The 22,622-nt window shown below is 72.8% G+C and carries 22 protein-coding genes; 11 read left to right on the forward strand and 11 right to left on the reverse strand.

The window, feature by feature from the left end:
* The first annotated feature begins 36 nt into the window (after positions 1-36).
* Positions 37-963, forward strand: coding sequence for an SDR family oxidoreductase (locus AB0M99_RS18010; protein ID WP_365921420.1), 927 nt, complete (start codon positions 37-39; stop codon positions 961-963).
* A gap of 22 nt (positions 964-985) precedes the next feature.
* Here the strand turns inward: AB0M99_RS18010 and AB0M99_RS18015 are convergent, their stop codons facing one another.
* Positions 986-1,798 (reverse strand): TetR/AcrR family transcriptional regulator, encoded by an 813-nt coding sequence (locus AB0M99_RS18015; RefSeq protein ID WP_365921422.1) that lies wholly within the window; start codon positions 1,796-1,798, stop codon positions 986-988.
* A gap of 39 nt (positions 1,799-1,837) precedes the next feature.
* Between AB0M99_RS18015 and AB0M99_RS18020 the strand changes: the two genes are divergently transcribed.
* Complete coding sequence (locus AB0M99_RS18020) at positions 1,838-4,141, forward strand: excinuclease ABC subunit UvrA (protein WP_365921424.1); 2,304 nt, start codon at positions 1,838-1,840, stop codon at positions 4,139-4,141.
* Between the two features lie 22 nt (positions 4,142-4,163).
* Here the strand turns inward: AB0M99_RS18020 and AB0M99_RS18025 are convergent, their stop codons facing one another.
* Both AB0M99_RS18025 and AB0M99_RS18030 read right to left on the reverse strand, forming a co-directional pair.
* Positions 4,164-5,231, reverse strand: coding sequence for an enoyl-CoA hydratase/isomerase family protein (locus tag AB0M99_RS18025; protein WP_365921426.1), 1,068 nt, complete (start codon positions 5,229-5,231; stop codon positions 4,164-4,166).
* A 46-nt stretch (positions 5,232-5,277) separates the two neighbouring features.
* Entirely contained in the window at positions 5,278-6,033 is a 756-nt protein-coding gene (locus AB0M99_RS18030) for a helix-turn-helix domain-containing protein (RefSeq protein WP_365921428.1), read from the reverse strand.
* A 90-nt stretch (positions 6,034-6,123) separates the two neighbouring features.
* Here AB0M99_RS18030 and AB0M99_RS18035 point away from each other — a divergent pair, with 90 nt between their 5' ends.
* The 3 genes from AB0M99_RS18035 to AB0M99_RS18045 all read left to right on the forward strand — a co-directional run bounded on the left by AB0M99_RS18035 (position 6,124) and on the right by AB0M99_RS18045 (position 8,498).
* The gene (locus tag AB0M99_RS18035; protein WP_365921430.1) at positions 6,124-7,356 is read left to right on the forward strand and encodes an MFS transporter; all 1,233 of its coding nucleotides are present in this window, start codon (positions 6,124-6,126) and stop codon (positions 7,354-7,356) included.
* Positions 7,357-7,429: 73 nt separating this feature from the next.
* On the forward strand, positions 7,430-7,873 hold the full coding sequence (locus AB0M99_RS18040) for a MarR family transcriptional regulator (protein ID WP_365921432.1): 444 nt from the start codon (positions 7,430-7,432) through the stop codon (positions 7,871-7,873).
* Between the two features lie 52 nt (positions 7,874-7,925).
* Complete coding sequence (locus AB0M99_RS18045) at positions 7,926-8,498, forward strand: hydrolase (RefSeq protein ID WP_365921434.1); 573 nt, start codon at positions 7,926-7,928, stop codon at positions 8,496-8,498.
* Between the two features lie 21 nt (positions 8,499-8,519).
* Here the strand turns inward: AB0M99_RS18045 and AB0M99_RS18050 are convergent, their stop codons facing one another.
* From AB0M99_RS18050 to AB0M99_RS18070, 5 genes are all read right to left on the reverse strand, one after another.
* Positions 8,520-9,074 carry a DUF6434 domain-containing protein gene (locus tag AB0M99_RS18050; protein ID WP_365921436.1) on the reverse strand — a complete coding sequence of 185 codons (555 nt, stop codon included), beginning with the start codon at positions 9,072-9,074 and terminating at the stop codon, positions 8,520-8,522.
* A gap of 9 nt (positions 9,075-9,083) precedes the next feature.
* Positions 9,084-9,578, reverse strand: coding sequence for an aldehyde dehydrogenase family protein (locus AB0M99_RS18055; protein WP_365921438.1), 495 nt, complete (start codon positions 9,576-9,578; stop codon positions 9,084-9,086).
* Positions 9,579-9,610: 32 nt separating this feature from the next.
* On the reverse strand, positions 9,611-11,443 hold the full coding sequence (locus AB0M99_RS18060) for an ABC transporter ATP-binding protein (RefSeq protein ID WP_365921440.1): 1,833 nt from the start codon (positions 11,441-11,443) through the stop codon (positions 9,611-9,613).
* Between the two features lie 93 nt (positions 11,444-11,536).
* The gene (locus tag AB0M99_RS18065; RefSeq protein WP_365921442.1) at positions 11,537-12,292 is read right to left on the reverse strand and encodes an ABC transporter permease; all 756 of its coding nucleotides are present in this window, start codon (positions 12,290-12,292) and stop codon (positions 11,537-11,539) included.
* Positions 12,289-13,215, reverse strand: a complete 927-nt coding sequence (locus AB0M99_RS18070) for an ATP-binding cassette domain-containing protein (RefSeq protein WP_365921444.1) — start codon at positions 13,213-13,215, stop codon at positions 12,289-12,291. The genes AB0M99_RS18065 and AB0M99_RS18070 overlap by 4 nt, the downstream gene beginning before the upstream one ends.
* Before the next feature lie 63 nt (positions 13,216-13,278).
* Between AB0M99_RS18070 and AB0M99_RS18075 the strand changes: the two genes are divergently transcribed.
* Positions 13,279-14,079, forward strand: coding sequence for a TetR/AcrR family transcriptional regulator (locus tag AB0M99_RS18075; protein WP_365921446.1), 801 nt, complete (start codon positions 13,279-13,281; stop codon positions 14,077-14,079).
* An 8-nt stretch (positions 14,080-14,087) separates the two neighbouring features.
* On the opposite strand, the gene AB0M99_RS18080 is transcribed toward AB0M99_RS18075, so the two are convergent.
* Entirely contained in the window at positions 14,088-15,410 is a 1,323-nt protein-coding gene (locus AB0M99_RS18080) for a cytochrome P450 (RefSeq protein ID WP_365921448.1), read from the reverse strand.
* Between the two features lie 230 nt (positions 15,411-15,640).
* Between AB0M99_RS18080 and AB0M99_RS18085 the strand changes: the two genes are divergently transcribed.
* The gene (locus tag AB0M99_RS18085) at positions 15,641-17,707 is read left to right on the forward strand and encodes a phosphocholine-specific phospholipase C (RefSeq protein ID WP_365921450.1); all 2,067 of its coding nucleotides are present in this window, start codon (positions 15,641-15,643) and stop codon (positions 17,705-17,707) included.
* 75 nt (positions 17,708-17,782) lie between these two features.
* Here the strand turns inward: AB0M99_RS18085 and AB0M99_RS18090 are convergent, their stop codons facing one another.
* Entirely contained in the window at positions 17,783-18,634 is an 852-nt protein-coding gene (locus AB0M99_RS18090; protein WP_365921452.1) for a class I SAM-dependent methyltransferase, read from the reverse strand.
* 120 nt (positions 18,635-18,754) lie between these two features.
* Here AB0M99_RS18090 and AB0M99_RS18095 point away from each other — a divergent pair, with 120 nt between their 5' ends.
* Entirely contained in the window at positions 18,755-19,339 is a 585-nt protein-coding gene (locus AB0M99_RS18095; RefSeq protein WP_365921454.1) for a TetR/AcrR family transcriptional regulator, read from the forward strand.
* A 92-nt stretch (positions 19,340-19,431) separates the two neighbouring features.
* Entirely contained in the window at positions 19,432-19,713 is a 282-nt protein-coding gene (locus AB0M99_RS18100) for a hypothetical protein (RefSeq protein ID WP_365921456.1), read from the forward strand.
* A gap of 33 nt (positions 19,714-19,746) precedes the next feature.
* Here AB0M99_RS18100 and AB0M99_RS18105 read toward each other — a convergent pair whose 3' ends face one another.
* Positions 19,747-20,454 (reverse strand): substrate-binding domain-containing protein, encoded by a 708-nt coding sequence (locus tag AB0M99_RS18105; RefSeq protein ID WP_365921457.1) that lies wholly within the window; start codon positions 20,452-20,454, stop codon positions 19,747-19,749.
* 75 nt (positions 20,455-20,529) lie between these two features.
* Between AB0M99_RS18105 and AB0M99_RS18110 the strand changes: the two genes are divergently transcribed.
* Positions 20,530-21,297, forward strand: coding sequence for an IclR family transcriptional regulator (locus tag AB0M99_RS18110; RefSeq protein ID WP_365921459.1), 768 nt, complete (start codon positions 20,530-20,532; stop codon positions 21,295-21,297).
* A 104-nt stretch (positions 21,298-21,401) separates the two neighbouring features.
* Positions 21,402-22,613, forward strand: coding sequence for a 4-hydroxybenzoate 3-monooxygenase (locus AB0M99_RS18115; protein WP_365921461.1), 1,212 nt, complete (start codon positions 21,402-21,404; stop codon positions 22,611-22,613).
* The last annotated feature ends 9 nt before the right edge of the window (positions 22,614-22,622 follow it).

Genomic DNA, 22,622 nt, shown 5'->3' on the forward strand with positions numbered 1-22,622 from the left:
CGTGCCGGGCGGGCGCGGGCGACGTAGGGTCGGAGCATGGCGCAGGCACAGCAGACTCTCGAAGGCAGGGTGGCCCTGGTGGCGGGGGCCACGCGGGGCGCGGGGCGGGGCATCGCGGTCGAGCTCGGCGCGCGGGGCGCGACCGTGTACGTGACGGGACGCAGCACGCGCGGCCACCGCTCGGAGTACGACAGGCCGGAGACGATCGAGGAGACCGCGGAGCTGGTGACGGCGGCGGGCGGGCAGGGGATCGCGGTGGTCACGGACCATCTGGTGCCCGCGCAGGTCGAGGCTCTCGTCGGGCGGATCGATGCCGAGCAGGGCCGCCTGGACGTGTTGGTGAACGACATCTGGGGCGGTGAGCTGCTCTTCGAGTGGGAGAGCACGGTCTGGGAGCACGACCTGGACAAGGGGCTGCGGCTGTTGCGGCTCGCGGTGGAGACCCATGCCGTGACCAGCCACTACGCGCTGCCGCTGCTGCTGCGCGGGCCGGGCGGCGGGCTGGTGGTGGAGATGACGGACGGGACGGCCGAGTACAACGCGAGCCGCTACCGGGTGTCGTTCTTCTACGACATCGCCAAGTCGGCGGTGCTGCGCATGGCGTTCGCGCTCGGGCACGAGCTGGGGCCGCGGGGCGCGACGGCGCTGGCGCTGACGCCCGGCTGGCTGCGTTCGGAGATGATGCTGGACACCTTCGGTGTGACCGAGGCCAATTGGCGTGACGCCCTGGAGAAGGTTCCGCACTTCGCGATCTCCGAGACCCCCTCTTACGTGGGGCGTGCGGTGGCGGCGCTGGCTGCCGACCCGGAGGTGTCGCGCTGGAACGGGCAGTCCCTCTCCAGTGGTCAGCTCGCCGGGGTCTACGGCTTCACGGATCTCGACGGCAGCCGTCCGGACGCCTGGCGGTACATGGTCGAGGTCCAGGACCCGGGCCGCCCGGCGGACGTCACCGGCTACCGCTGATCACCCGCGGTCCCGCTGCCGGCTACGGCTGTCCGGCCCGCGAGTCGATCAGCCGGGCCAGTCCGTCCAGGACGCACCGCAGGCCGAACTCCCATACGGCTGCGGGGTCGTACGCGCCCACCGTGCTGCCGACGCGCACGCCCAGCGGGTAGCGCCCGGGGTCCATGGCCCGCTCCAGGAGCGGAGCGCTGACGGCCCACCACTCCTCGTCGCTCTGGCGGCTGTTGTGGGCGGCCGCGTCCGCTGCCGCCAGGGCGTTCGCGTGGACGAAGCCGAGGAGGTGGGTCAGGGCGGCGTCCATCTCCGCGTCGGTCAGCCCGATGCCGTCGAAGGCCGCCAGCTCGTACTCGTACTTGCCGATCACCCCCGGGCCGAGCGGCGGGCGGGTGACGGCGAGGTCGGCGATCCAGGGGTGGCGCAGGAGCAGGGCCCGGTTGTCCTCGGCGACTCGGGTGATCCTCGCCCGCCACGGCTCCGCGCCACCCTCGGCGCCCGCTCCGGTACCGGCGGCTCCCGCTCCGCCGCCCCCGGGGCCCTCCGAGCGCGCCATGCCCTTGTACGCGTCGTCGAGCATGAGGTCGAGCAGCTCGGCCTTGCCGGGGACGTAGGTGTAGGGCGTCATCGGGGTGACGCCGAGCCGCTGGGCCAGCGCGCGCATCGTCACCGAGGCGAGCCCCTCCTCGTCGGCGAGGGCGGTGGCGGCCAGGACGACGGCGTCCACGCTCAGCCCCTGCCGCGGGCCGCGCCGCCCGGGCCTCGCCCCCTCCCCCGGCTCGCGCCACAGCAGCTCCAGGGTGCGGACGGGGTCTCCCGCGCCGCTCCGGTCCTTCGCCATTCGATCTCCCTAGAAACTCACTACGACGTATAGAGTACAATGTATAAAGTAAGCCGAAACACCGCCACCGCGAGGAGTTCCGTGCAGATCACCGCCGACAGTCACCAGGTCATCCAGGTCCGCGGAGCCCGGGAGAACAATCTGCGGGACATATCCCTGGACATCCCCAAGCGCCGGCTCACCGTCTTCACCGGCGTCTCCGGCTCCGGCAAGTCCTCGCTCGTCTTCGGCACCATCGCCGCCGAATCGCAGCGCATGATCAACGAGACGTACACGGCCTTCATCCAGTCGTTCATGCCGAGCCTGGGCCGCCCCGACGTGGACGGACTGCACAACCTGAGCGCCGCGATCGTGGTCGACCAGGAGCGGATGGGAGCGAACTCCCGCTCCACCGTGGGCACCGCCACCGACGCCTACACGATGCTGCGGATCGTCTTCTCCCGGCTCGGCGCCCCGCACATCGGCACCTCCAGCGCCTTCAGCTTCAACACCCCCGACGGCATGTGCCCGCACTGCGAGGGCATCGGCCAGGTGTCCGACATCGCGGTGGACCAGCTCGTCGACCGCGAACTCTCCCTCAACGAGGGCGCGATCACCGTGCCCGGCTTCGCCGTGGACTCCTGGTACTGGCAGATCATGGCGAACAGCGGCTTCTACTCCCCCGACGCGAAGCTGAAGGACTTCACGGAGCAGGAGTGGGCCGACTTCCTGCACAAGGACCAGGTGAAGGTGAAGGTCGGCTCCAACAACTTCACCTACGAGGGCCTGATCACCAAGATCCAGCGGACCTACCTCTCCAAGGACCGCGAGTCCATGCAGTCCCACATCCGGGCGTTCGTGGACCGCGCCGTGATCTTCGCCGACTGCCCCGACTGCGCCGGCACCCGGCTCTCGGCCGCCGCGCTCTCCTCTCGGATCGGCGGCGTGAACATCGCCGACTGCTCGGCCATGCAGATCAGCGACCTCGCCGCCTTCGTCCGGCGGATCGACGACCCCGGGGTCGCGCCCCTGCTGGCCGGCCTGCGGGACCTGCTGGACTCCCTCGTCGAGATCGGCCTCGGCTACCTCAGCCTCGACCGGCAGTCCGGGACGCTGTCCGGCGGCGAGGCCCAGCGGGTGAAGATGGTCCGCCACCTCGGATCCTCGCTCACGGACATCACGTACGTCTTCGACGAGCCGACCACCGGCCTGCACCCGCACGACATCCAGCGCATGAACGACCTGCTGCTGCGGCTGCGCGACAAGGGCAACACCGTGCTGGTCGTCGAGCACAAGCCCGAGGTCATCGCCATCGCCGACCACGTCGTCGACCTCGGCCCCGGCGCGGGCACGGCCGGCGGGCAGCTCTGTTACAGCGGGGACGTGGCCGGGCTGCGCACGTCCGGCACCCTCACCGGCCGCCACCTCGAACACCGGGCGCGGCTGCGGGAGTCGGTGCGCACACCGCGCGGCCACCTGTCGATCAAGGACGCCGACCTGCACAACCTCAAGGACGTCAGCGTGGACGTGCCGCTCGGCGTGCTCGCGGTGGTGACCGGGGTGGCGGGCTCCGGCAAGAGCTCGCTGATCCACGGCTACCTGGCGGGTCGGGAGGGGGTGACCGTGGCCGACCAGTCGCCGATCCGCGGCTCGCGCCGGTCCAACCCGGCCACGTACACAGGCCTGTTGAACCCGATCAGGACCGCCTTCGCGAAGGCCAACGGCGTCAAGGCGGCGCTGTTCAGCGCGAATTCGGAAGGCGCCTGCCCGAAGTGCAACGGCCTCGGCCTGGTCTACACGGACCTGGCGATGATGGCCGGGGTGGCCTCGGTGTGCGAGGAGTGCGAGGGCAAGCGCTTCACGCCCGAGGTGCTCACGTACCTGCTGCGCGGCAAGAACATCAGCGAGGTGCTCGACATGCCGGTGGCGGAGGCGTACGAGTTCTTCGCCACCGGGCAGGCGCGGGCGATCCTCGGCCGGCTCGCCGACGTGGGCCTCGGCTACCTGCGGCTGGGGCAGCCGCTGAACACCCTGTCCGGCGGCGAACGCCAGCGGCTCAAGCTCGCCATCAACATGGCGGAGAAGTCCTCGACCTACATCCTGGACGAGCCCACGACCGGACTGCACATGGCCGACGTGGACAAGCTGCTCGCGCTGCTGGACCGGCTCGTCGACGACGGCAACTCGGTCATCGTCATCGAGCACCACCAGGCGGTGATGGCGCACGCCGACTGGCTGATCGACATCGGTCCGCACGGCGGCCACGACGGCGGCGAGGTCGTCTTCGAGGGCACACCGGCGGCGCTGGTGGCCGGGTCGGACACGCTGACCGCCCGGCACCTCCGGGAGTACGTGGCCTCGTAGCCCCGGCGCACGCCCTCGCCGCTCAGCCGAGGGTGGAGTCGGCCTCCGGGAAGGGGAGTTCCACCGCGTCCCCGAGCGGGGTGAGGAAGCGGGCCACGTCCGCGCCGGACACCCCGGCGAGCGCCGCCGGGGACCAGCGCGGCCGCCGGTCCTTGTCCACGACCTGGGCCCGGATCCCCTCCACCAGGTCCGGCGTGCGCAGCGCGTGGCACGAGACCCGGAACTCCTGGGCGAGCACCCGCTCCAGCGTCCCGAGCGCACCGGCCCGGCGCACGGCGGCGAGGGTCACCTTGAGCGCGGTCGGGGACTTGGCCAGGATCAGCTCGGCGGTCTCCTTGGCGGCCGGGTCGCCGTACGCGAGCAGCCGCTCCACGATCTCCTCCACCGAGTCCGCGGCGTAGCAGTGGTCGATCCACTCGCGCTGCTCGTGGAGCACACCGCCGGGCGCGGGTGCGGCGTAGCGCTCCAGCACCTCGCGTACGGGCAGCAGCGCGAGCTCGGCCGTCAGCCCGGGGAGCAGGGCGGCGGGCACGAAGTGGTCGGCGAGCCCGCACAGCAGCGCGTCGGCCGCGCCGACGGCGGAGCCGGTGAGGGCCAGGTGGACTCCGAGCAGGCCGGGGGCACGGGCCAGCAGGTGCGTGCCCCCGACGTCGGGGACGAAGCCGATGCCGGTCTCGGGCATGGCGACGCGGGAGCGTTCGGTGACGATCCGGACGCTCCCGTGGGCCGATACCCCGACCCCGCCGCCCATCACGATGCCGTCCATGAGGGCCACGTAGGGCTTCGGGTAGCGGGCGATCCGGGCGTTGAGCCGGTACTCGTCCCGCCAGAAGTCGGCCGAGGCGCTGGTGCCCGCCTTGGCGTCGTCGTGGATGGCCCGGATGTCCCCGCCCGCGCACAGTCCCCGCTCGCCCGCGCCCCGGATGAGGACCTGGGCGACGGCCGGGTCGTGATCCCAGGCGGTCAGGGCCTCGTCGATGCGCAACACCATGGGGTGGGTGAGGGCGTTGAGGGCCCGGGGACGGTTGAGGGTGATGACCGCCGTCCGGCCTTCGGTGTCACACAGGACTGTGTCGTCTTCGGCATTCACACCGGCCAGTATGTAGTGCGGACCAACATGGAGTGCGGACGTTCCGTTACGGGAGCTCGCGCAGGTGCGCCCCGGGCGTGTGCCCGAAGGCCCGGCGGAAGACGTCGATGAAGGCGCTCGCCGAGGCCCAGCCGCAGCGGTGCGCGACCGCCGTCACCGGGGTTCCCACGGCGAGCAGCCGCAGGGCCCGGTGCAGCCGCAGCTGGGTCCGCCACTGCGGGAAGGTCATCCCCAGCTCGGCGCGGAACAGCCGGCTCAGCGTCCGCTCCCCCGCCCCGGCCCCCGCCGCGGTACCGAGCGCGGCCAGCCCGCGCGGATCGGCCGGGTCCGCGTACAGCAGCGCGCACACCGCCGCGAGCCGCGGGTCCGCGGGGGCCGGCAGGTGCAGCGGTTGCAGCGGTGAGGCCCGCAACTGGTCGAGCAGCACCCCGCGCATCCTGCGCCGCTGGGCGCTGCCGTCGTCGGGGGCCCGCGTGTAGGCCAGGATCAGCTCGCGCAGCAGCGGGCCGACGGCGAGCACGGCGGGGGCCGAGAGGCCGAGCGGGTTCAGGTGGACCGGCAGGCCCACGCTGTGCAGGTCGGTGCGGCCGTAGGCGCGGTGCTCGTGCACCGTTCCGGCGGGGATCCACAGCGCCCGGGTCGCGGGGGCCACCCAGGTACCGGCGTCGGTGGTGATGGACAGGACCCCGGAACCGGCGTAGGCGATCTGGTGGTCGTCGTGACGGTGCGGGTCGATCCCGCGGTGGGTGTCGAGCTCGCGGATGCTGGTCGCGGCCCTCGGGGTGTGGCGGATCTTCTGCATCACCCGGCAATTTATCGGAAGCGGGATGCCCGCGGCGAGGGCGATTCTCGACCGGTGACCTCAACGAATCCCGTACGGGACCCTGCCGAAATGCCTGCCGGAAAGCATGCCGAGAAGCATGGCGAGAAGCCTGCTGCGCCGTCCGCCGGCACCGCTGGTGCGACCCCTGCGAGGAGTGGGCCGGCCGCCGCCCGGGGGCGCACCGCCGCCTTCTCGGCCGGGCACTCGTGCGTGGACGTGTACCAGGGCTCCGTCGCCGCGCTCGTCCCCTTCCTCGTCGCCGAGCGCGGGTACGGATACGCCGCCGCGTCCGGCATCGTGCTCGCCGCCTCGCTCCTGTCCTCCGTGGTGCAGCCGCTGTTCGGCGCCCTGGCCGACCGGCGGCCGATGCCCTGGCTGATACCGCTGGCCACGGCGGCCGCCGGACTCGGTGTGGCGCTGGTGGGCCTGGACGCGGGCTACTGGGCCACGCTGGCGGCCGTGGCGCTGTCCGGGCTGGGCGTCGCGGCCTACCATCCCGCGGCGGCCCGGCTGGTACGCACCGTCGGCGGGGCCGGGCACGGCGCGATGAGCTGGTTCGCGCTCGGCGGCAACATCGGCTTCGCCTGCGCGCCGCTGCTCGTCGCGGGAGCGCTGTCGGTGTCCGGCCCGGCGGGCTGGTGGCTGCTGGCGCTCCCGGCGGCCCTCGGGGTGTTCCTCAACCGGCCGCCGCGGCCGGGGCGTTCCGCCGCCGGACCGAATCCGGGCGGGCAGGGCGGCGGGACCCGGCCGCCCGGCCCCGAGGACCTGCGGGCGTTCCTGCGGCTCACCCTGGTCGTCATCGTCCGGTCGGTCGTCTTCATCGGCCTCAGCACCTTCATCGCGCTGTACGTCCGCGAGCGCGGCGGGAGCGGGACCGCGGGCGCCGTGGCCCTGTTCGCCCTGTTCGCGGGGAGCGCCGTCGGCACCCTGCTCGGCGGTCGGCTCGCCACCCGCTGGGGCCGGGTCACGATCGTGCACCGGGCCTACGCGGCCGCCGGGCCCGCCATCGCCGGCGTCCTCTTCCTTCCGCTCCCCCTCGTGTACGTGTGCGCGGCGCTGGCCGCCGCCGCGCTGTACGTGCCGTTCTCCCTCCAGGTCACCCTGGGCCAGGACTACCTGCCGACGCGCATGGGCACGGCGAGCGGAGTCACCCTGGGCCTGACGGTCAGCGTCGGCGGTCTCACCGGACCGCTGATCGGCGCCGCCGCGGACGCCTCCTCCCTGCACACCGCCCTGCTGCCCCTGGCCGTCCTCCCCCTGGCGGCCTGGGCCCTGGCCCGCCGCCTGCCGGAGCCCGCCTGAGCAGCACGGTCAGGCCCGCAATAGTCGTAAGGCTTCCTTGCAAGTTTGGCTGTATGTCCCGTAGTGTCGAATCATGCCCGTTCCGGAAGCCGACACCGCCGAGCCCCGCGACATCGCGGAGGAGTTGCAGCACGCGATCGGCATGCTGGTGCGGCAGATGCGCGGGGCCACGAGCGGCGGGGTGAGCCTGTCCCAGATGTCCGTGCTCAAGCGGCTCGACCGGACCGGCCCGTCCACGGCCTCGGACCTGGCGCGCGCCGAGAAGATCCGGCCCCAGTCGGTCATCGCCACCGTGAACGCACTACAGGCCGACGGCTACGTCACCCGCATCCCCCATCCCACCGACGGCCGCCGGATGTTCGTCACGCTCACCGCCGAGGGGCAGACCCTGGTGGACGAGCGCCGCAGGGCCGGACACGGGCGGATCGCCGAGCTGATCGCCGAGCGGCTGACCCCGGCGGAGCAGCAGCTGCTGGCCGGGGCGGTACCGCTGCTGCGGCGCCTCGCCGAGGACTGACCCACCCGCACGCCCCACGGACACGGACGTGGCACCACCCGAAGGGAAACCGATGAGCCCCAGCCTGACCCTCGGCGAGGACACCGCCCTGGTTCTGATCGACCTGCAGAACGGGATCCTGGCGCTGCCGACCGCCAGGCCCGCCGCCGAAGTCCTGGAGAAGGGCGTCGCGCTCGCCGAGGCCTTCCGCGCCCGCAAGCTGCCCGTGGTCCTGGTCAGGGTCGCCTGGTCGCCCGACGGCGGCGACCTGCCCACCTCGGAGGTCGACCGGCCGGGCCCGGCCACCGCGCCGCCCGCCGCGTTCTCCGAGATCCCCGCCGAGCTCGCCGCCCTCGGCGACGTCGTCGTCACCAAGCGGCACTGGGGCGCCTTCACCGGTACGGAGCTCGACCTCCAGCTGCGCCGCCGCGGCATCCACCGCATCGTGCTCGCCGGGATCTCCACCAGCGTCGGCGTCGAGTCCACCGCCCGTACCGCCTGGGAGAACAGCTACCGGCTCGTCTTCGCCGAGGACGCCACCGCCGACCTCGACGCCGACTCGCACGCGCACAGCTTCGGCAAGATCTTCCCGCGCATCGGCAAGGTCGCCACGACCGACGAGATCATCGCCGCCCTCCGGCCCTGAGGACGGCAGCGGCCCTGCGGATCACGCGGTCCTGGGCCGGTCCCGGTGCTCCCGCCAAGCCGTCAGCGCCTGGTCCCGCGAGCCCTCCGGGTGCTCCGCGTGCCAGTCGCGCAGGAACCGGTTGAACTCGAACTGGGCGCCCACCTCCTGCGGTTCGGCGGCGCGGGCGCGCGTGGCGTGCCAGTGGTCCACCGCCTCGGCGAGGGTACGGCCCGCGCCGCGGGCCACGTACTCGCGCATGTACGCGTCGAAGTGGAAGCCCGGACCGATCTCCCGGCGGAAGAACTCCCGCAGCACCTGGCTGCACCGCTGCCCTTCGGGGATCACGGTCCGCCCGTCGACGGGCGCGGCCAACTGCCGCCCCGCGGGCGCCCGGCGGACCACCGGCTCCACGGGCAGCCCGTCCAGCGCCGCCCGCAGCCGCCGGGTCAGCACCGCCTTGCCGCCGCCCCGGGGCACGCCCATCTCCCGTGCCAGTCCGGTCAGTTCCTCAAGGGTCCAGTACCACCGGGCCAGCTCGTCCCCGGTGAGCCGCGGACTCGGCGCCGGCCGGACCTCCCCCGCATTCGTACTCATGTTCCCATTCTACGGGGTCACCCGTACGGTCACCGTTTTGGGCCGCTGGTACTCGTGCAGGGCCAGGACGCTCAGGTCGGTGCCGTGGCCGGACGCGCCCCGGCCCCCGTGCGGGAGTTCCGCCGTCTGCACCAGATGGCAGTTGACCCAGGCCTCGCCCGCGTTCAGGCGCGCGACCAGGTCCAGGCCGGCCCGTAGGTCCGTGGTCCACACACTGGCCGCGAGCGCCTGCGGGACGCTGTTGGCAAGGGCCAGCGCCGCCTCCACGCCGTCCGCCCGCTGGACGGTGAGCAGGGGGCCGAAGACCTCCTCCGTGACCGCCGGGTCGTCGTGCGGCAGGTCCGCCAGCAGCCGGGCCGGGCGCCAGTGGCCCCGCTCCCCGCCGACGTCCGGGGCGATACCGGCGGCGAGGTTGCGCTTGGCCTCGGAGGAGGCGACGAGGCGGTCGTAACGCGCGGCCTGGCGCACTGGTACGGGCGCGTCGCGCGGACGGGCGAGTTGCACTCTCCGGGCGATGCCTAGTGCCGCGTCGGGGCTCAGCGTTTCAGGTCGGCCCGCGCGGGGGTGTCGTCGAGGAAGCCGCCGGACTGGTGCTGCCAGAGCTTCGCGTAGGCGCCGTGTGCGTCGAGCAGTTCCTGGTGGGTTCCCTGCTCGACGATGCGTCCGCGGTCGAGGACGACGAGCCGGTCCATGCCCGCGACCGTGCTGAGCCGGTGCGCCACCACGAGCGCCGTCCGCCCTTCCATGAGCCGCCACAGCGCGTCCTGTACGAGGATCTCGCTCTCGGAGTCCAGGGCACTGGTCGCCTCGTCGAGCAGCAGGATCGGCGCGTCGCGCAGGATCGCCCTGGCCAGGGCGACCCGCTGGCGCTGCCCGCCGGACAGCTTCACCCCGCGTTCGCCGACCATGGTGTCGAAGCCGTCGGGGAGCGCATCGGCGAACTCCGTGACGTGCGCGGCTTCGGCCGCGCGGCGGATCTCGGCGTCGGTGGCGTCCGGCCGGGCGAAGGCGATGTTGTCCCGCAGGGTGCGGTGGAACATCGCCGGGTCCTGCGGGACGTAGGCCATCAGGCCGCGCAGCTCGGCCTGGCGCAGCTTGCTGATGTCCTGCCCGCCGATCATGATCCGGCCCGCGTCGATGTCCGTCATCCGCAGCAACAGCCGGGTGAGGGTCGTCTTCCCGCCCCCGGACCGGCCGACGAGGCCGATCTTCGCGCCCCCGGCCACGGCCAGGTCGAGTACCTCGAAGAGCGGCTCGGCGCCCCCGTGGGCGAAGGTCACCCCTTCGAAGCGCACGTCGGCGGCCTTCGTCGGCAGGGGTTCCGGGGAGGGCGGATCGAGGACGGTCGGCGGCTCCAGGAGCAGTTCGGTGAACTGCGCGGCCTCCGTCATCGAGCTCTCCAGGCGGCGGTAGATCTGGTTGAACTCGAACATGATCCGCGTCGCGCTGGCGTAGTAGGTGAAGGCGACGATGACCGCCTCCACACCGTGCTCACCCCCGCCGAGGGCGATGGCGAGCAACAGGCCCAGTACGTTGGTCAGTACGGACATCGGCGCGACCAGCGTGTCGATGCGCAGGTTGCCGTAGTCCCACGAACGCAGCGTGAGCCGCCGCGATTCCGCGACGCGGGAGCGGTGTTCCGCGGCCTCCCGCGCCTCGGCGCCGAAGGAGCGCACGGTGTCCATGTTCATCAGGCTGTCGGCGACGTGACCCGACACCCGGGCGATGGCCTCCTCGCGCTGGGCGACGAGCGCCTGGCGGCGGCGGATCAGGGGCGCGACGCCCACCGCCGTCAGTGTGATCATCGCCAGGAGTCCGGCCACGAGCAGCGGGTCGTACTGCCACAGCACGACCGATGCGAACAGCAGGGGCACGAAGCTGCCCAGGACCGAGAAGGTCAGCGTGTCGACGAACTCCTCGAAGCGGGAGGCGAAGCTGAGGACCCGTTTGGTCAGTGATCCTGCGAAGTTGTCGTGGAAGAACGCGGCGTCCTTCGCGAACAGTTCGTCCATGCCGATCACGTAGAGGTGCTCGATGCCGCGGGCGTCGAGGCGGTTCAGGAAGTGCAGTCCGATGCGCCACAGTCCCTCGCCGAGCAGCAGGACCCCGGCCAGGCCGAGGACGTAGGGCAGCGCCCAGCCGATGCCGGTTGCGCCGCCCCCGTCCCCGCCCTCGCCGGCGATGCGGCCGACAAGCTTCGCGATGACCAGCGGAGCGATGTAGTTGATGCCGATGTTGCCCAGCGCCGGGCACAGCATCGCGGGCGCCGTCAGCAGGCGGAGCCGGGTCAACTCCCGTCCGTAGTAGCGGAGTGCGAGGAGCACCGGGCCCCTGCCGGGCGAACCCTTGCTCGATTCTGGCGATCCCATCCCATACCCTGTCTTCTCGGACCGGTAGGCCAGGTCGCAGTGTTCCGCAACACCGTCCGCCCGGTCCAAGCGTTTTCCGGGAGCCGGTGACGCCTATCGCGTCCGGCGCCGGAACAGTACGGAGGTCAGGGCCACGGCGACCGCCAGGATGGCCCCGCACCAGGCCAGGGCGGTCCAGGGGGCGCTGCCCGCGGGCTGGTCCAGGAGCAGCGCCCGGAGGGATTCGATGACCGGGGTGAGCGGCTGGTGGTCGGCGAAGCCGTGCAGCCAGTCGGGCATCGTGTCGATGGGGACGAAGGCGCTGGAGGGGTAGGGCAGGAACATCATCAGGAAGGTGAACCCGCCCGCGGCCTCGGGGGAGTCGGCGGCCAGACCGAGGGCTGCGGCCAGCCAGGAGATGGCGGTGACGTACGCGACGAGCAGTCCGGCGGCCGCGAGGAAGCCGGCCGGGCCCGCCTGGGGGCGGAAGCCGATGGCGAGGGCGACGGCCAGGACCAGGGTGGTGGAGAGCAGGTTGCGCAGGACCGATGCGGTGACGTGCCCGGCCAGGATGGGGACGCCGCCGATGTCGAGGGAGCGCAGCCGGTCGATGACGCCGTTCTTCATGTCCTCGGAGACGCTGACGGCGGTGGAGGCCGCGCCGAAGCCCGCGCAGAGCAGCATGGCGCCGGGGACCACGTAGGTCACGTACTGCGTACCGGTGTCGATGGCCCCGCCGAAGAAGTAGACGAAGATCAGCATCAGCATGACGGGCAGCATCAGGGCGGTGATCAGCATGTCGGGGCGGCGGCTGCTGATGCGCAGGCAGCGGCCGGCCAGGGCGAAGGAGGTCACGGGCAGGGCGGTCATCGGTCGGCTCCCGTCAGGGCGAGGAAAACGTCGTCGAGGGTGGCGCTGCGCAGGGTGAACCGGTCGACGTCGGTGCGTTCCGGGTCGAGTTCGTCGAGCAGGCTCCGGACGTGGGCGGCGGTGCCGTCGGTGGCGAGGCCCAGGGTGAGCGCCTCGGGGTCGAGGTGGACGGCGCGCGGGGCGAGGGCCTCGTAGGCGGCGCCGGTGGTGAGGGTCAGGTCCAGCCGGTGTCCGGCGACGCGGGACTTCAGCTCGGCCGGGGTGCCCTCGGCGGCGATGCGTCCGTCGGCGAGGACTGCGACGCGGTCGGCGAGTTGGTCGGCCTCCTCCAGGTACTGGGTGGTGAGCAGGACGGTGGCGCCGTCGGCGCGCAGTTCCCGTACGAGGTCCCACATGCCCTGGCGGCTGCGGGGGTCGAGGCCGCTGGTCGGCTCGTCGAGGAAGATCACCTCGGGGCGGGAGACGAGGCTCGCGGCGAGGTCGAGGCGGCGGCGCATGCCGCCCGAGTACGTCTTCGCGGTGCGGCCGGCCGCGTCGGTGAGGCCGAAGCGGGCGAGGAGTTCGTCGGCGCGGGTGCGTGCGGCGCGCGGGGAGAGTCCGGTGAGGCGGCCCATCATGCGCAGGGTCTCGGTGCCGGTCAGCAGCTCGTCGACTGCGGCGAACTGGCCGGTGAGGGAGATGCGTTCACGGACCCGGGAGCGTGCGGTAGCGGTGTCGTGCCCGGCGACGCGGGCGGTGCCGGAGTCGGCTGCGGTGAGGGTGGCGAGGATCCGGACGGTGGTGGTCTTGCCCGCGCCGTTGGGGCCGAGGAGGGCGAGGACGGAGCCGCGCGGGACGGCGAGGTCGATGCCGTCGAGGACGCGCAGTGCGCCGTAGGACTTGGTGAGGCCGGCGGCGTGGATACCGAGGTCGTGCGTCGTCATGAGAGGACACTCCCTTCTGCGTATGGCTTACTCTGTGCTGTGTAAGTAATACACAGAACTAGAATGGAGGTCAATCGAGTAGGGGCGGTCATGGCGGACGAGGACAGCGGTACCGGGCTACCGGCCAGCCTGGAGATGGCCTGGGGCCTGCGCGAACGCCCCGGGAAGGGGCCGCGCCCCACGCTCACGCTGCCCCGCATCGTGGAGGCGGCCGTCTCGCTCGCCGCCGCCGAGGGCATGGACGCGGTGTCGATGGGCCGGGTGGCCAAGGAGCTGGGCGTCTCGACGATGTCCCTCTACCGGTACGTGGCCGCCAAGGAGGAGCTGTACGTCCTCATGTCCGACGCGGGCGTGGGCACCCCGCCGCCGCTGCCGCCCGAGTCGGACGAGCAGGGCTGGCGCGAACTGCTGACGCACTGGGCGTACGCGCAGCGGGCCGTCCTGATGGCCAACTCCTGGATCCTGCGCATCCCGATCACTGCCCCGCCCGCGACCCCGAACCAACTGGCCTGGATGGACCGGGGGCTCGACGCCATGGCGGAGACGGGCCTGACGGAGAGCGAGAAGCTCTCCACGATCATCCTGATCGGGGGCCTGGTGCGGAACGAGGCCACCATGGCCGCCGACATGATGGACGCCATCATCAAGTCGGGCGTCGCCCCGCAGCAGGCCGTGGCCCAGTACGTCCGCACCCTGCGGCTGCTCGCCGGCCCCGAGAGCCACCCTGCCGTGACGCGACTGCTGGACTCGGACGCCTTCACCGGCTCCGGAGATCCGGACTTCCAGTTCCGCTTCGGGCTCGACCGGATCCTGGACGGGCTCGCACCGCTGGTCGCGGAGCGGGAGGCACCGCCGGCCCGCTGAGCGCGTAACTACCCGGCCAGCACTGCGGGTGTGGGGCCGTCGGGGCGGACCGTGATGCTGTACGCGGCCTTCGCCGGGACGGAGCGGAAGCGCGGGGTGTGGGCGGGCAGCAGGTGCTCCAGGAGCACGGTCGTCTCACGGAGGGCGAACTGCAGGCCCAGGCAGGCCCGGGGCCCGATGCCGAACGGCAGGTAGCTCCCCGGATGGCCGGGGCGTCCCCCCGGAGTGGTGAAGCGCCGCGGATCGAACCGCCCAGGGTCTGCCCAGAGTTCCGGGTCCCGGTGCGTGAGGTAGGGGCAGACCAGTACGTCGGTGCCGGCCTCGACGTCGTATCCGGCGAGGTTGTCGTCCTGCGCCGCGCAGCGCGGCAGTATCCAGGCGGACGGGTAGAAGCGCAGCGTTTCGTGGACGAGTGCCTGGACGGCCTGGCGCCGCTCGGGCGAGCCCTCGGCGCCCGCGGCGAGGGCCTGCTCCCGCGCCTGCGGATTTCGGTCCAGCAGCAGGTGGAGCCAGGTCAGGGTGGTGGCGGTGGTCTCGTGCCCGGCGACCATCAGGGTGACCAGCTCGTCGCGGATCAGCCGGTCGGTGTACTCGGGACGGGTTCCGGCCGCCTCGATCAGGACGTGCAGCAGCCCCGGGCCGTCGGGCCCGGCCTCGCCGCCGCGGGCGGCGGCGATGGCGAGGCCCGCCACGGCGTCGATGCGGGCCAGCTCGGCGGCGACGGCACCGCGGGCGGCGGTGCCGTCGGCCGGGAGGCTGGGCAGCGCGGCCACCACCGTCGGCAGGGCGGCCAGTTCGCGCTCCGTCGCGGGGTCGAGGGGGTGTCCGGTCAGGGACCGCCAGATGGCGTCCAGGGCGAAGCGGCGCATCTCCTCGCCGACGTCGAGGACCTGCCCGGTGCGGGCGTACCCGGCCCAGCGCGCCGCGGTGGTCCGGGCGGCGCCGGTGATGCGCTGCTCGTAGCGGCGCATGCCACGTCCGGTGAACTGGGTCTGGAGCAGGCGCCGCTGCCGCTGCCAGGCCTCGCCCGTCGCGGCGAGGACCCCGTCGCCGATCAGGAGCCTGGCGCGGTGCGAGCGCTTCACGTACCGGTCGGGGTGGAGCGCGAGCACGTGCTGCACGGCCTGCGGAGCGGTGATCAGGACGGTCGGGCGCGGTCCGAGCCGCAACGCGGCCACGCCGCCCACCCGTTCCTGCGCCTGGGTGAAGAGGTCGATGAGCTCCCCTCCCCCGGCCTGCCACTGCGCGATGAGGGCGTGATCCAGCTCGGGCACCCGGCGACCCGCCGGGGACGGACTCGCGAGGGGGCCGGGGCGGGCGTGGGTGGCCACGGATCTGCTCCTGTACGTCGGCACGGGCGAAGCGCGAACATCACGCACTGTAGTCGAGCGGGAGCAAGGGGCAACAGCCCGCCTCCGGCGCTGGCCGAACTCCCCCGAAATCCGGCTGACGTTCATCTGGCCTACCCGCCCGGGTCACGCGAGGCTCCCTCTCCGGTACCCCGGGCGCGCTCTGCTGAGGGCGCTCAACCACCCCTCAACCCCCAGAGGTCGATCCCGCCATGGCAGAACTCAACCGCCGCCGCTTCCTGCAGCTCGCCGGGGGCGCCGCCGCCCTGACGATGCTCAACGACAGCATCGCGCGCGCCGCCGCCATCCCCGCACAGGGCAGCACCGGCACCATCGCCGATGTCGAGCACATCGTGGTCCTCATGCAGGAGAACCGTTCCTTCGACCACTACTTCGGCGCGCTCCGCGGCGTCCGCGGCTTCGGCGACCCGCGCCCGGTGACCCTGCCGAGCGGCAAGTCCGTCTGGCACCAGTCCGACGGCGCCAAGGAGACGCTGCCCTTCCGGCCGCCGTCCGACGACCTCGGCATGGAGTTCCTCCAGGGCCTCAACCACGACTGGGCCGGCGGCCAGAGCGCCTTCAACCAGGGCAAGTACGACAACTGGGTGCCCGCCAAGACGCCCACCACCATGGCCTACCTGACGCGCGACGACATCCCCTTCCACTACGCCCTCGCCGATGCCTTCACGATCTGCGACGCGTACCACTGCTCGTTCATAGGCTCCACCGACCCCAACCGCTACTACCTCTGGTCGGGTCACACCGGAAACGACGGCAAGGGCGGCGGCCCGGTCCTCAACAACGCCGAGGCCGGGTACGGCTGGACCACCTACCCCGAGCGGCTGGAGGCGGCCGGGATCTCCTGGAAGGTCTACCAGGACATCGGCGACGGCCTCGACGCCGCCGGCTCCTGGGGCTGGATCAACGACGCCTACCGCGGGAACTACGGCGACAACTCCCTCCTCTACTTCAACAACTACCGCAACGCCCGGCCCGGCAACCCGCTCTACGACAAGGCCCGCACCGGCACCGACGCCAAGGCCGGCGAAGGCTACTTCGACAGGCTGCGCGCCGACGTGGCCGCCGGCACCCTGCCGAAGGTCTCCTGGATCGCGGCGCCCGAGGCGTTCAGCGAGCACTCCAACTGGCCTTCCAACTACGGCGCCTGGTACATCTCGCAGGTACTGGACGCCCTCACCTCCAACCCCGACGTGTGGGCCCGTACCGCGTTGTTCATCACCTACGACGAGAACGACGGCTTCTTCGACCACCTCGTTCCGCCGTACGCCCCCGCGAGCGCCGCGCAGGGCCTGTCCACCACGCCCACCGCCCTGGACGTCTTCCCCGGCAAGGCCGGGTACGTCGCCGGGCCGTACGGCCTGGGCCCGCGCGTGCCCATGCTCGTGGTCTCCCCCTGGAGCACCGGCGGCTACTCCTGCTCCGAGACCTTCGACCACACCTCCGTGATCCGCTTCATGGAGCAGCGTTTCGGCGTGGAGGAGCCCAACATCTCGCCGTGGCGCCGCGCCGTCTGCGGCGACCTGACCTCCGCCTTCGACTTCGCCCGCAAGGACACCAGCACGGTCGGCCTGCCCGACACCGGCGCCTGGGAGCCGCAGGACCGGGAGCGCCACCCCGACTTCCTGGCCCCCGCCCCGCCCGTCGGATCCATGCCGCGCCAGGAGAAGGGCCTGCGCCCCACCCGTGCGCTGAAGTACGCCCCGTACGTGGACGGCGCGGCGCTCACCGCCGAGGGCAAGTTCCGGCTCACGTTCAGCGGCGGCCAGGCACTGGGCGCGCAGTTCTACGTCACCTCCGGCAACCGCACCGACGCCCCCTGGACGTACACCACCGAGGCCGGCAAGTCGATCGCGGACACCTGGAACACCCGGTACTCGGCCGGGGTCACCGACCTGACCGTGCACGGCCCCAACGGCTTCCTGCGCGCCTTCCGCAACCCGGGCACCACCGCCGGCCCCGAGGCCACCGCCCGACACAACGCGGCCACCGGGAACCTTGACCTCACCCTCACCAACGCCGGCGGGTCGACCGCCACCCTCACGGTCACCAACGCCTACGCCGGCGGGCCGAAGCGCCTCACGGTCGCCCCGGGCGCCACGGTCACGTACAGCGTGCCCCTGAAGAACACGCGGCGCTGGTACGACGTGACCGTCACCGCATCCGGTGCCCCGGACTTCCGCCGCCGCTTCGCGGGCAAGGTGGAGACCGGCGCGGCCGGCCTGTCGGACCCGGCGATCCTGACGGACCAGTCCTCCTGACCCGAAGGCCGTGCCCCTGCCCCCCATGGGCGGGGGCACTGCCGTCCCCGGAACATGCCTGCGCGTGGCGGGCGGTCAGGCGTGCGGGGCCGTGGCGGTGAGCAGCCAGCCCGTGCCGCGCAGGCGCAGGGCGCCGTCGGCCTCGTGGGGGCGCAGGACGTCGGTCAGGCGGGCCCGGGCGCGCTCGCCGGCGCCGGATCCGGCCCGGGCGACGAGGTGCCGGCCGGGCCCGGAGTCCAGGAGGAACCCGGCCGCGTCCGCCGCGTCGCGCCCCCAGGTCCCGTACGCCGACACGTGCGTGGCGCGGACGTCGCGCAGCCCCGCCCCGCTCAGCAGTGCGGCCGCCTCACCGGGCGCCGCGAGCGAGAACATGCCGGGCCCGCCGGGCTTACCGAAGCCCTCCAGCGGGAGCAGGTCGCCGAGCGCCGCCAGAGCGGTCAGCCATTCGTTGCCCTCGGGCTCGGCGGCGCAGATCAGGGCCACGCGGCCACCGGGGCGCAGCGCGGCGGCGATGTTCGCGAACGCCGCCGCGGGGTCGGTGAAGAACATGATGCCGAACCGGCTGATGGCGAGGTCGAAGGCGGCGGGGGCGAGGGGGTGCACCTGGGCGTCCCCGTGTTCGAAGCGGACGTTGTCCAGGCCTTCGGCCTCGGCGCTCGCCCTGGCGCGTTCGAGCATGGGTCCGGAGAGGTCGAGGCCCACGGCGCGGCCGGCCGGCCCGGCGGCGCGGGCGGCCCGCCGGGTCGTGGATCCGGCTCCGCAGCCGATGTCGAGGACGCGTTCGCCGCGGGTGACGGCCGCGGCATCGAACAGCGGCTGGTCGAATCCGGCGTTGACGGCGTCCCAGCGGTCCTGATGGGCGGCCCAGTGGGCGCCCTCGTATCCGTTCCAGGACTGCGCCTGGCCGGTGTTCGCGATGCCGTGCATGGATGGAACCTCCTGCGAGAGGGGGTGCGGGGCCAACGCCCGAACCTTAGAATGGGCACCTGCCCAAACAGTATGGGCGCTCGCCCATACTGGCAATCCCCCTTTCTCCGGGAGGTCTTGGTGTCACCACGTGGAGTGGCCATCCCCGATCTGCGCGAGCGGCTCTTCGACGCGGCGGAGCGCGTCCTGGCCCGGGACGGGGCCGCCGCCCTGACCAGCAGGGCGATCACGACCGAGGCGGACTGCGCCAAGGGGGTGCTGCACACCCACTTCGACGGGCTGGACGAGTTCGTGGCGGAGCTGGTGCTGGACCGTTTCACCCGCTCGGCCGCGCTGGCGGCAGCACTCCCCGCACGGGCGGGCCGCGACTCGGTGGCCGGCAACCTGGTGGAGCTGTCCGCGACCGTACTGTCCCTGGACCCCGGTGTCGTCGGTCTGGCGGTGACCCGGCCCGCGGCGGCCCGGCGGGTCCGCGAGGCCTGGGCCGACGGCGCCCCCGGCTTCGACGCGATCCAGACGTCGATCGGGGCCTACCTCGATGCCGAACGGCACCTGGGACGCATCGGCCCCGGCACGGACACCGCTTCGGTCGCGCTGGCCATGGTGGGCACGCTGCACCACCTGCTGATGACGAGCCGGCCCGACGGCCCTCCCCCGCAGGACCAGGTCGAGCGACTGGTCCACGCCCTGACGAGCCCGTCCTGAGCGAGTGCCCGTCGCACGGCGGTGGGCCGTTCGGGGCGGGAGTGCGCGCCACGCGCGGCTTCGCGCCGGGCTGATGGTCACACTGAACGGGCGTGGCCGGCCACCGCGCGCCACGCGGCCCGCACCCGGGCCGGCCGGCGACCGGCGAGCTGTCGCCGTTCGACGGCAAGCCGGCACCGCTCGGGCACCGGCCGGGCGACGTGATGTGGCCGTGGGTGAGCAGCGCCACCGGGTACGACGTGATTCTCGACGCGCAGGTCAAGCCCTTCCTGCCGGACTTCTCCGCGCAGGCCCCGGTGACGGTCGATCAGATGCTGGACACCGAGTCCGTCGACTCCGCCGGCTACCGCTACGAGCCGCCCGGCGGCCCGTGACGGGAGCCTGCCCGGCATTCCGTAGCTGCCCTCTCAGGCGCCCCGGCCGGCCCCCGCGGCCCGCATGCCCCTGGTGCGGGCGGCCCTGGACCCCGTATCGGAGCCGAAGAGGCCGAGGACCTCAAGGGCGAGGTCCGGCTCGCGGGCCGAGGCCAGTACGCCTCCGCCGAAGGTCGAGCTGATGGCCGTGTCACCCGGCAGCGGTCCGGCGATGACGACACCCGGCAGGTCCATCAGCTCGCTGTGCTGCTGGAACGCCAGGTCGGCCCGGCCGGAGGACAGCAGGCTGCCGGCCGGCACGCCCGGCGCCGCCTGGACGAGCCGGCCGTCGAGCGCGTCGGCGAGACCCAGCCGGCCGATCAGCTCGATCAGGCCCGTCCCGCTGGGACCGGTGGAGTAGGCGATCTTCCTCGCGGACCGCAGAACGTCCCGCAGGTCGGAGTCCGAGTCGAGCACCGGAACCGGTGATCCCGTCGGCACGGCGGCCACGACCTGGGAGGTCCACAGCGGTCGAGCCGTGCCTGCCAGGAGGTGGCCCTCCTCCTCCAGCGCGGTGAGCGCTCCGTCGGCGAGCACGAGCAGATCGGCCTCGGCTCCCTCGCGCACCCGCCGGGCGATCTCGACCCCGCCCGCGGCCTCGAACCGTACGGGAAGCCCGTGCACGAGCCCGATCTGCTCGGACAGCTCGGCCAGCAGCGGCCGTGTCGCCATCGAGGACAGCCCGCAGATCACTCTGTTCACGTCGCCTCCTTGGTGTCCGGCAGATGGTACGGCGCTCGTCGGGGCCGCTCAACGCGGGTCTGCGAAACTGACCGCGTGAGCGCAACCCGGAGCACGGCGGCTGGAAAAGTCCTCGAAGTCCTCGCGGCCTTCGACCGCGAGCACCCGTCGCAGACACTGTCGGAGATCGCCCAGCGCACCGGCCTCGCCCTGAGCACGACGCACCGGGTGGTCGCCGAACTGGCCGGGTGGGGAGCGCTGGAGCGCGGCGAGGACGGGTCGTGGCACGTCGGGTTGAGGCTCTGGGAGATCGCCTCGGGGTGCCCGCGCACCCAGATCCTGCGTGATGTGGCGCTGCCGTTCATGCAGGACCTCTACGAGGCGACCCACGAGAACGTCCAGCTCGCGGTGCGCGAGGGCACGGAGCTGGTGTTCGTCGAGCGGATCGCCGGGCACCGGTCGGTGGAGCTGGTGACGATGGTGGGAGCCCGTTTCCCGATCGGCTCCACCGGGATGGGGCGGGTGCTGCTCGCCCACGCGCCGCCGGACATCCAGGAGGAGGTCCTCACATCGCCGCTGCGGGCCTGGACCCCGCACACCGTCACCGACCCGAGGACCCTGCGCACGCAGCTGGACCGCATCCGTCGCGAACAGGTCTTCGTCAGCGACCGGCAGCTCTCGGAGAGCACCGTCGCGGTGTCCGCGCCGGTACGGATCGGCCGGAACGGGCCGGTGAGCGCCGCTCTGGGGATCGTGATCACGGCGCGCGGGGCGAGCCGTGCCCGCGGGCTGCGCGAGCCGCTGCTGAGGGCCGCGTACGGGATCTCCGACGAGCTGGGCCGGCGCACCCGCCCCACTGCCTGAGATCCGAGCGGGCTTCCGCCTGACGGAAACGCCGGAGACCGGCCGCGGCCCCGGGTGTCAACGTTCGACGTGTTCGGAACGTTCACAACTGCCCAGGAGATGCCATGGCCGACGCCGTCGTCGACTCAGTTGCCTCGGTTCCCGTCGCAGTCATCGGCGCCGGTCCGGCCGGCCTGATGCTCGCTCACCTCCTGGGGCGGGCGGGAGTCGACACGATCGTGGTCGACACCCGCACCCGGCGTGAGATCGCCACGACGCAGCGGGCCGGCATCCTGGAGGCGGACGCGGCCCGGGACCTGGTCGAGACCGGCGTCAGCGACCGGATCCTGCGCGACGGCCACGAACACGAAGGCACCGAGCTGCGGTTCGGCGGCCGGGCGCACCGCATCCACTTCAAGGCGCTGGTCGGCGAGTCCGTGTGGCTCTACCCGCAGACCGACGTGTTCATCGACCTGGCCGACGCCCGGGACCGCGACGGCGGCACGGTCCACTTCGGGGTCGAGGACACCGAGGTCCTCGGGATCACCACCACCGCCCCGCGGGTCCGGTACACCGCGGCCGACGGGTCCCGGCACGAGGTCCGCGCGCGGTACGTGGTCGGTGCGGACGGGTCCCGCAGCATGTGCCGCAACCTGGTCCCCGAGGACCGGCGGGTGCGGTACGGCAAGGAGTACCCCTTCGCATGGTTCGGCATCATGGCCGAGGCACCGCCGAGCGCACCCGAGCTGGTCTACGCCCATTCCGAGCACGGCTTCGCGCTGATCAGCCAACGGACCGAGGCCGTACAGCGGATGTACTTCCAGTGCTCCCCGGACGAGCCCGTCGATGCCTGGCCGGACGACCGCGTCTGGGAGACGCTCCAGGCCCGGGTGGCCGGTGAGGACGGCTTCCGCCTCAAGGAGGGTCCGATCCTGGAGAAGACGGTGCTGCGGTTCCGCTCGTTCGTGCAGGAGCCGATGCGCTGGGGCTCGATGGTGCTCGCCGGGGACGCCGCGCACACCGTGCCGCCGACCGGCGCCCGCGGACTCAATCTCGCACTGCACGACGTGAAGGTCCTGGCCGAGGTCCTCCTGCGGGCGCTCGGCGCCGCGGGCGAGGCCGCGCTGGAGGACTACCAGCCGCGCGCGCTGCAACGGATCTGGCGGGCGCAGAACTTCTCCCACTGGATGACCCAGCTGCTGCACACCCCGCCCGGCGGCACTCCGTTCGATCTGCGGCGCCAACTCGGCGAACTCGACAACGTGGCGGGCACGCTCGCCGGCCGCACCTATCTCGCCGAGCAGTACACGGGCTGGCCCGTCGGCTGCCGGGGCTGACCCCGACGA

The sequence above is a fragment of the Streptomyces sp. NPDC051183 genome (assembly GCF_040682455.1).
Lineage (GTDB): Bacteria > Actinomycetota > Actinomycetes > Streptomycetales > Streptomycetaceae > Streptomyces.

Coding starts and splice junctions, on each gene's coding strand:
- AB0M99_RS18060 (WP_365921440.1), bottom strand. CDS start 11,443: ATGGGATCGCCAGAATCGAGCAAGGGTTCGCCCGGCAGGGGCCCGGTG.
- AB0M99_RS18035 (WP_365921430.1), top strand. CDS start 6,124: ATGCCTGCCGGAAAGCATGCCGAGAAGCATGGCGAGAAGCCTGCTGCG.
- AB0M99_RS18020 (WP_365921424.1), top strand. CDS start 1,838: ATGTATAAAGTAAGCCGAAACACCGCCACCGCGAGGAGTTCCGTGCAG.
- AB0M99_RS18045 (WP_365921434.1), top strand. CDS start 7,926: ATGAGCCCCAGCCTGACCCTCGGCGAGGACACCGCCCTGGTTCTGATC.
- AB0M99_RS18075 (WP_365921446.1), top strand. CDS start 13,279: ATGGAGGTCAATCGAGTAGGGGCGGTCATGGCGGACGAGGACAGCGGT.
- AB0M99_RS18070 (WP_365921444.1), bottom strand. CDS start 13,215: ATGACGACGCACGACCTCGGTATCCACGCCGCCGGCCTCACCAAGTCC.
- AB0M99_RS18065 (WP_365921442.1), bottom strand. CDS start 12,292: ATGACCGCCCTGCCCGTGACCTCCTTCGCCCTGGCCGGCCGCTGCCTG.
- AB0M99_RS18115 (WP_365921461.1), top strand. CDS start 21,402: ATGGCCGACGCCGTCGTCGACTCAGTTGCCTCGGTTCCCGTCGCAGTC.
- AB0M99_RS18030 (WP_365921428.1), bottom strand. CDS start 6,033: ATGCAGAAGATCCGCCACACCCCGAGGGCCGCGACCAGCATCCGCGAG.
- AB0M99_RS18010 (WP_365921420.1), top strand. CDS start 37: ATGGCGCAGGCACAGCAGACTCTCGAAGGCAGGGTGGCCCTGGTGGCG.
- AB0M99_RS18090 (WP_365921452.1), bottom strand. CDS start 18,634: ATGCACGGCATCGCGAACACCGGCCAGGCGCAGTCCTGGAACGGATAC.
- AB0M99_RS18040 (WP_365921432.1), top strand. CDS start 7,430: ATGCCCGTTCCGGAAGCCGACACCGCCGAGCCCCGCGACATCGCGGAG.
- AB0M99_RS18015 (WP_365921422.1), bottom strand. CDS start 1,798: ATGGCGAAGGACCGGAGCGGCGCGGGAGACCCCGTCCGCACCCTGGAG.
- AB0M99_RS18085 (WP_365921450.1), top strand. CDS start 15,641: ATGGCAGAACTCAACCGCCGCCGCTTCCTGCAGCTCGCCGGGGGCGCC.
- AB0M99_RS18050 (WP_365921436.1), bottom strand. CDS start 9,074: ATGAGTACGAATGCGGGGGAGGTCCGGCCGGCGCCGAGTCCGCGGCTC.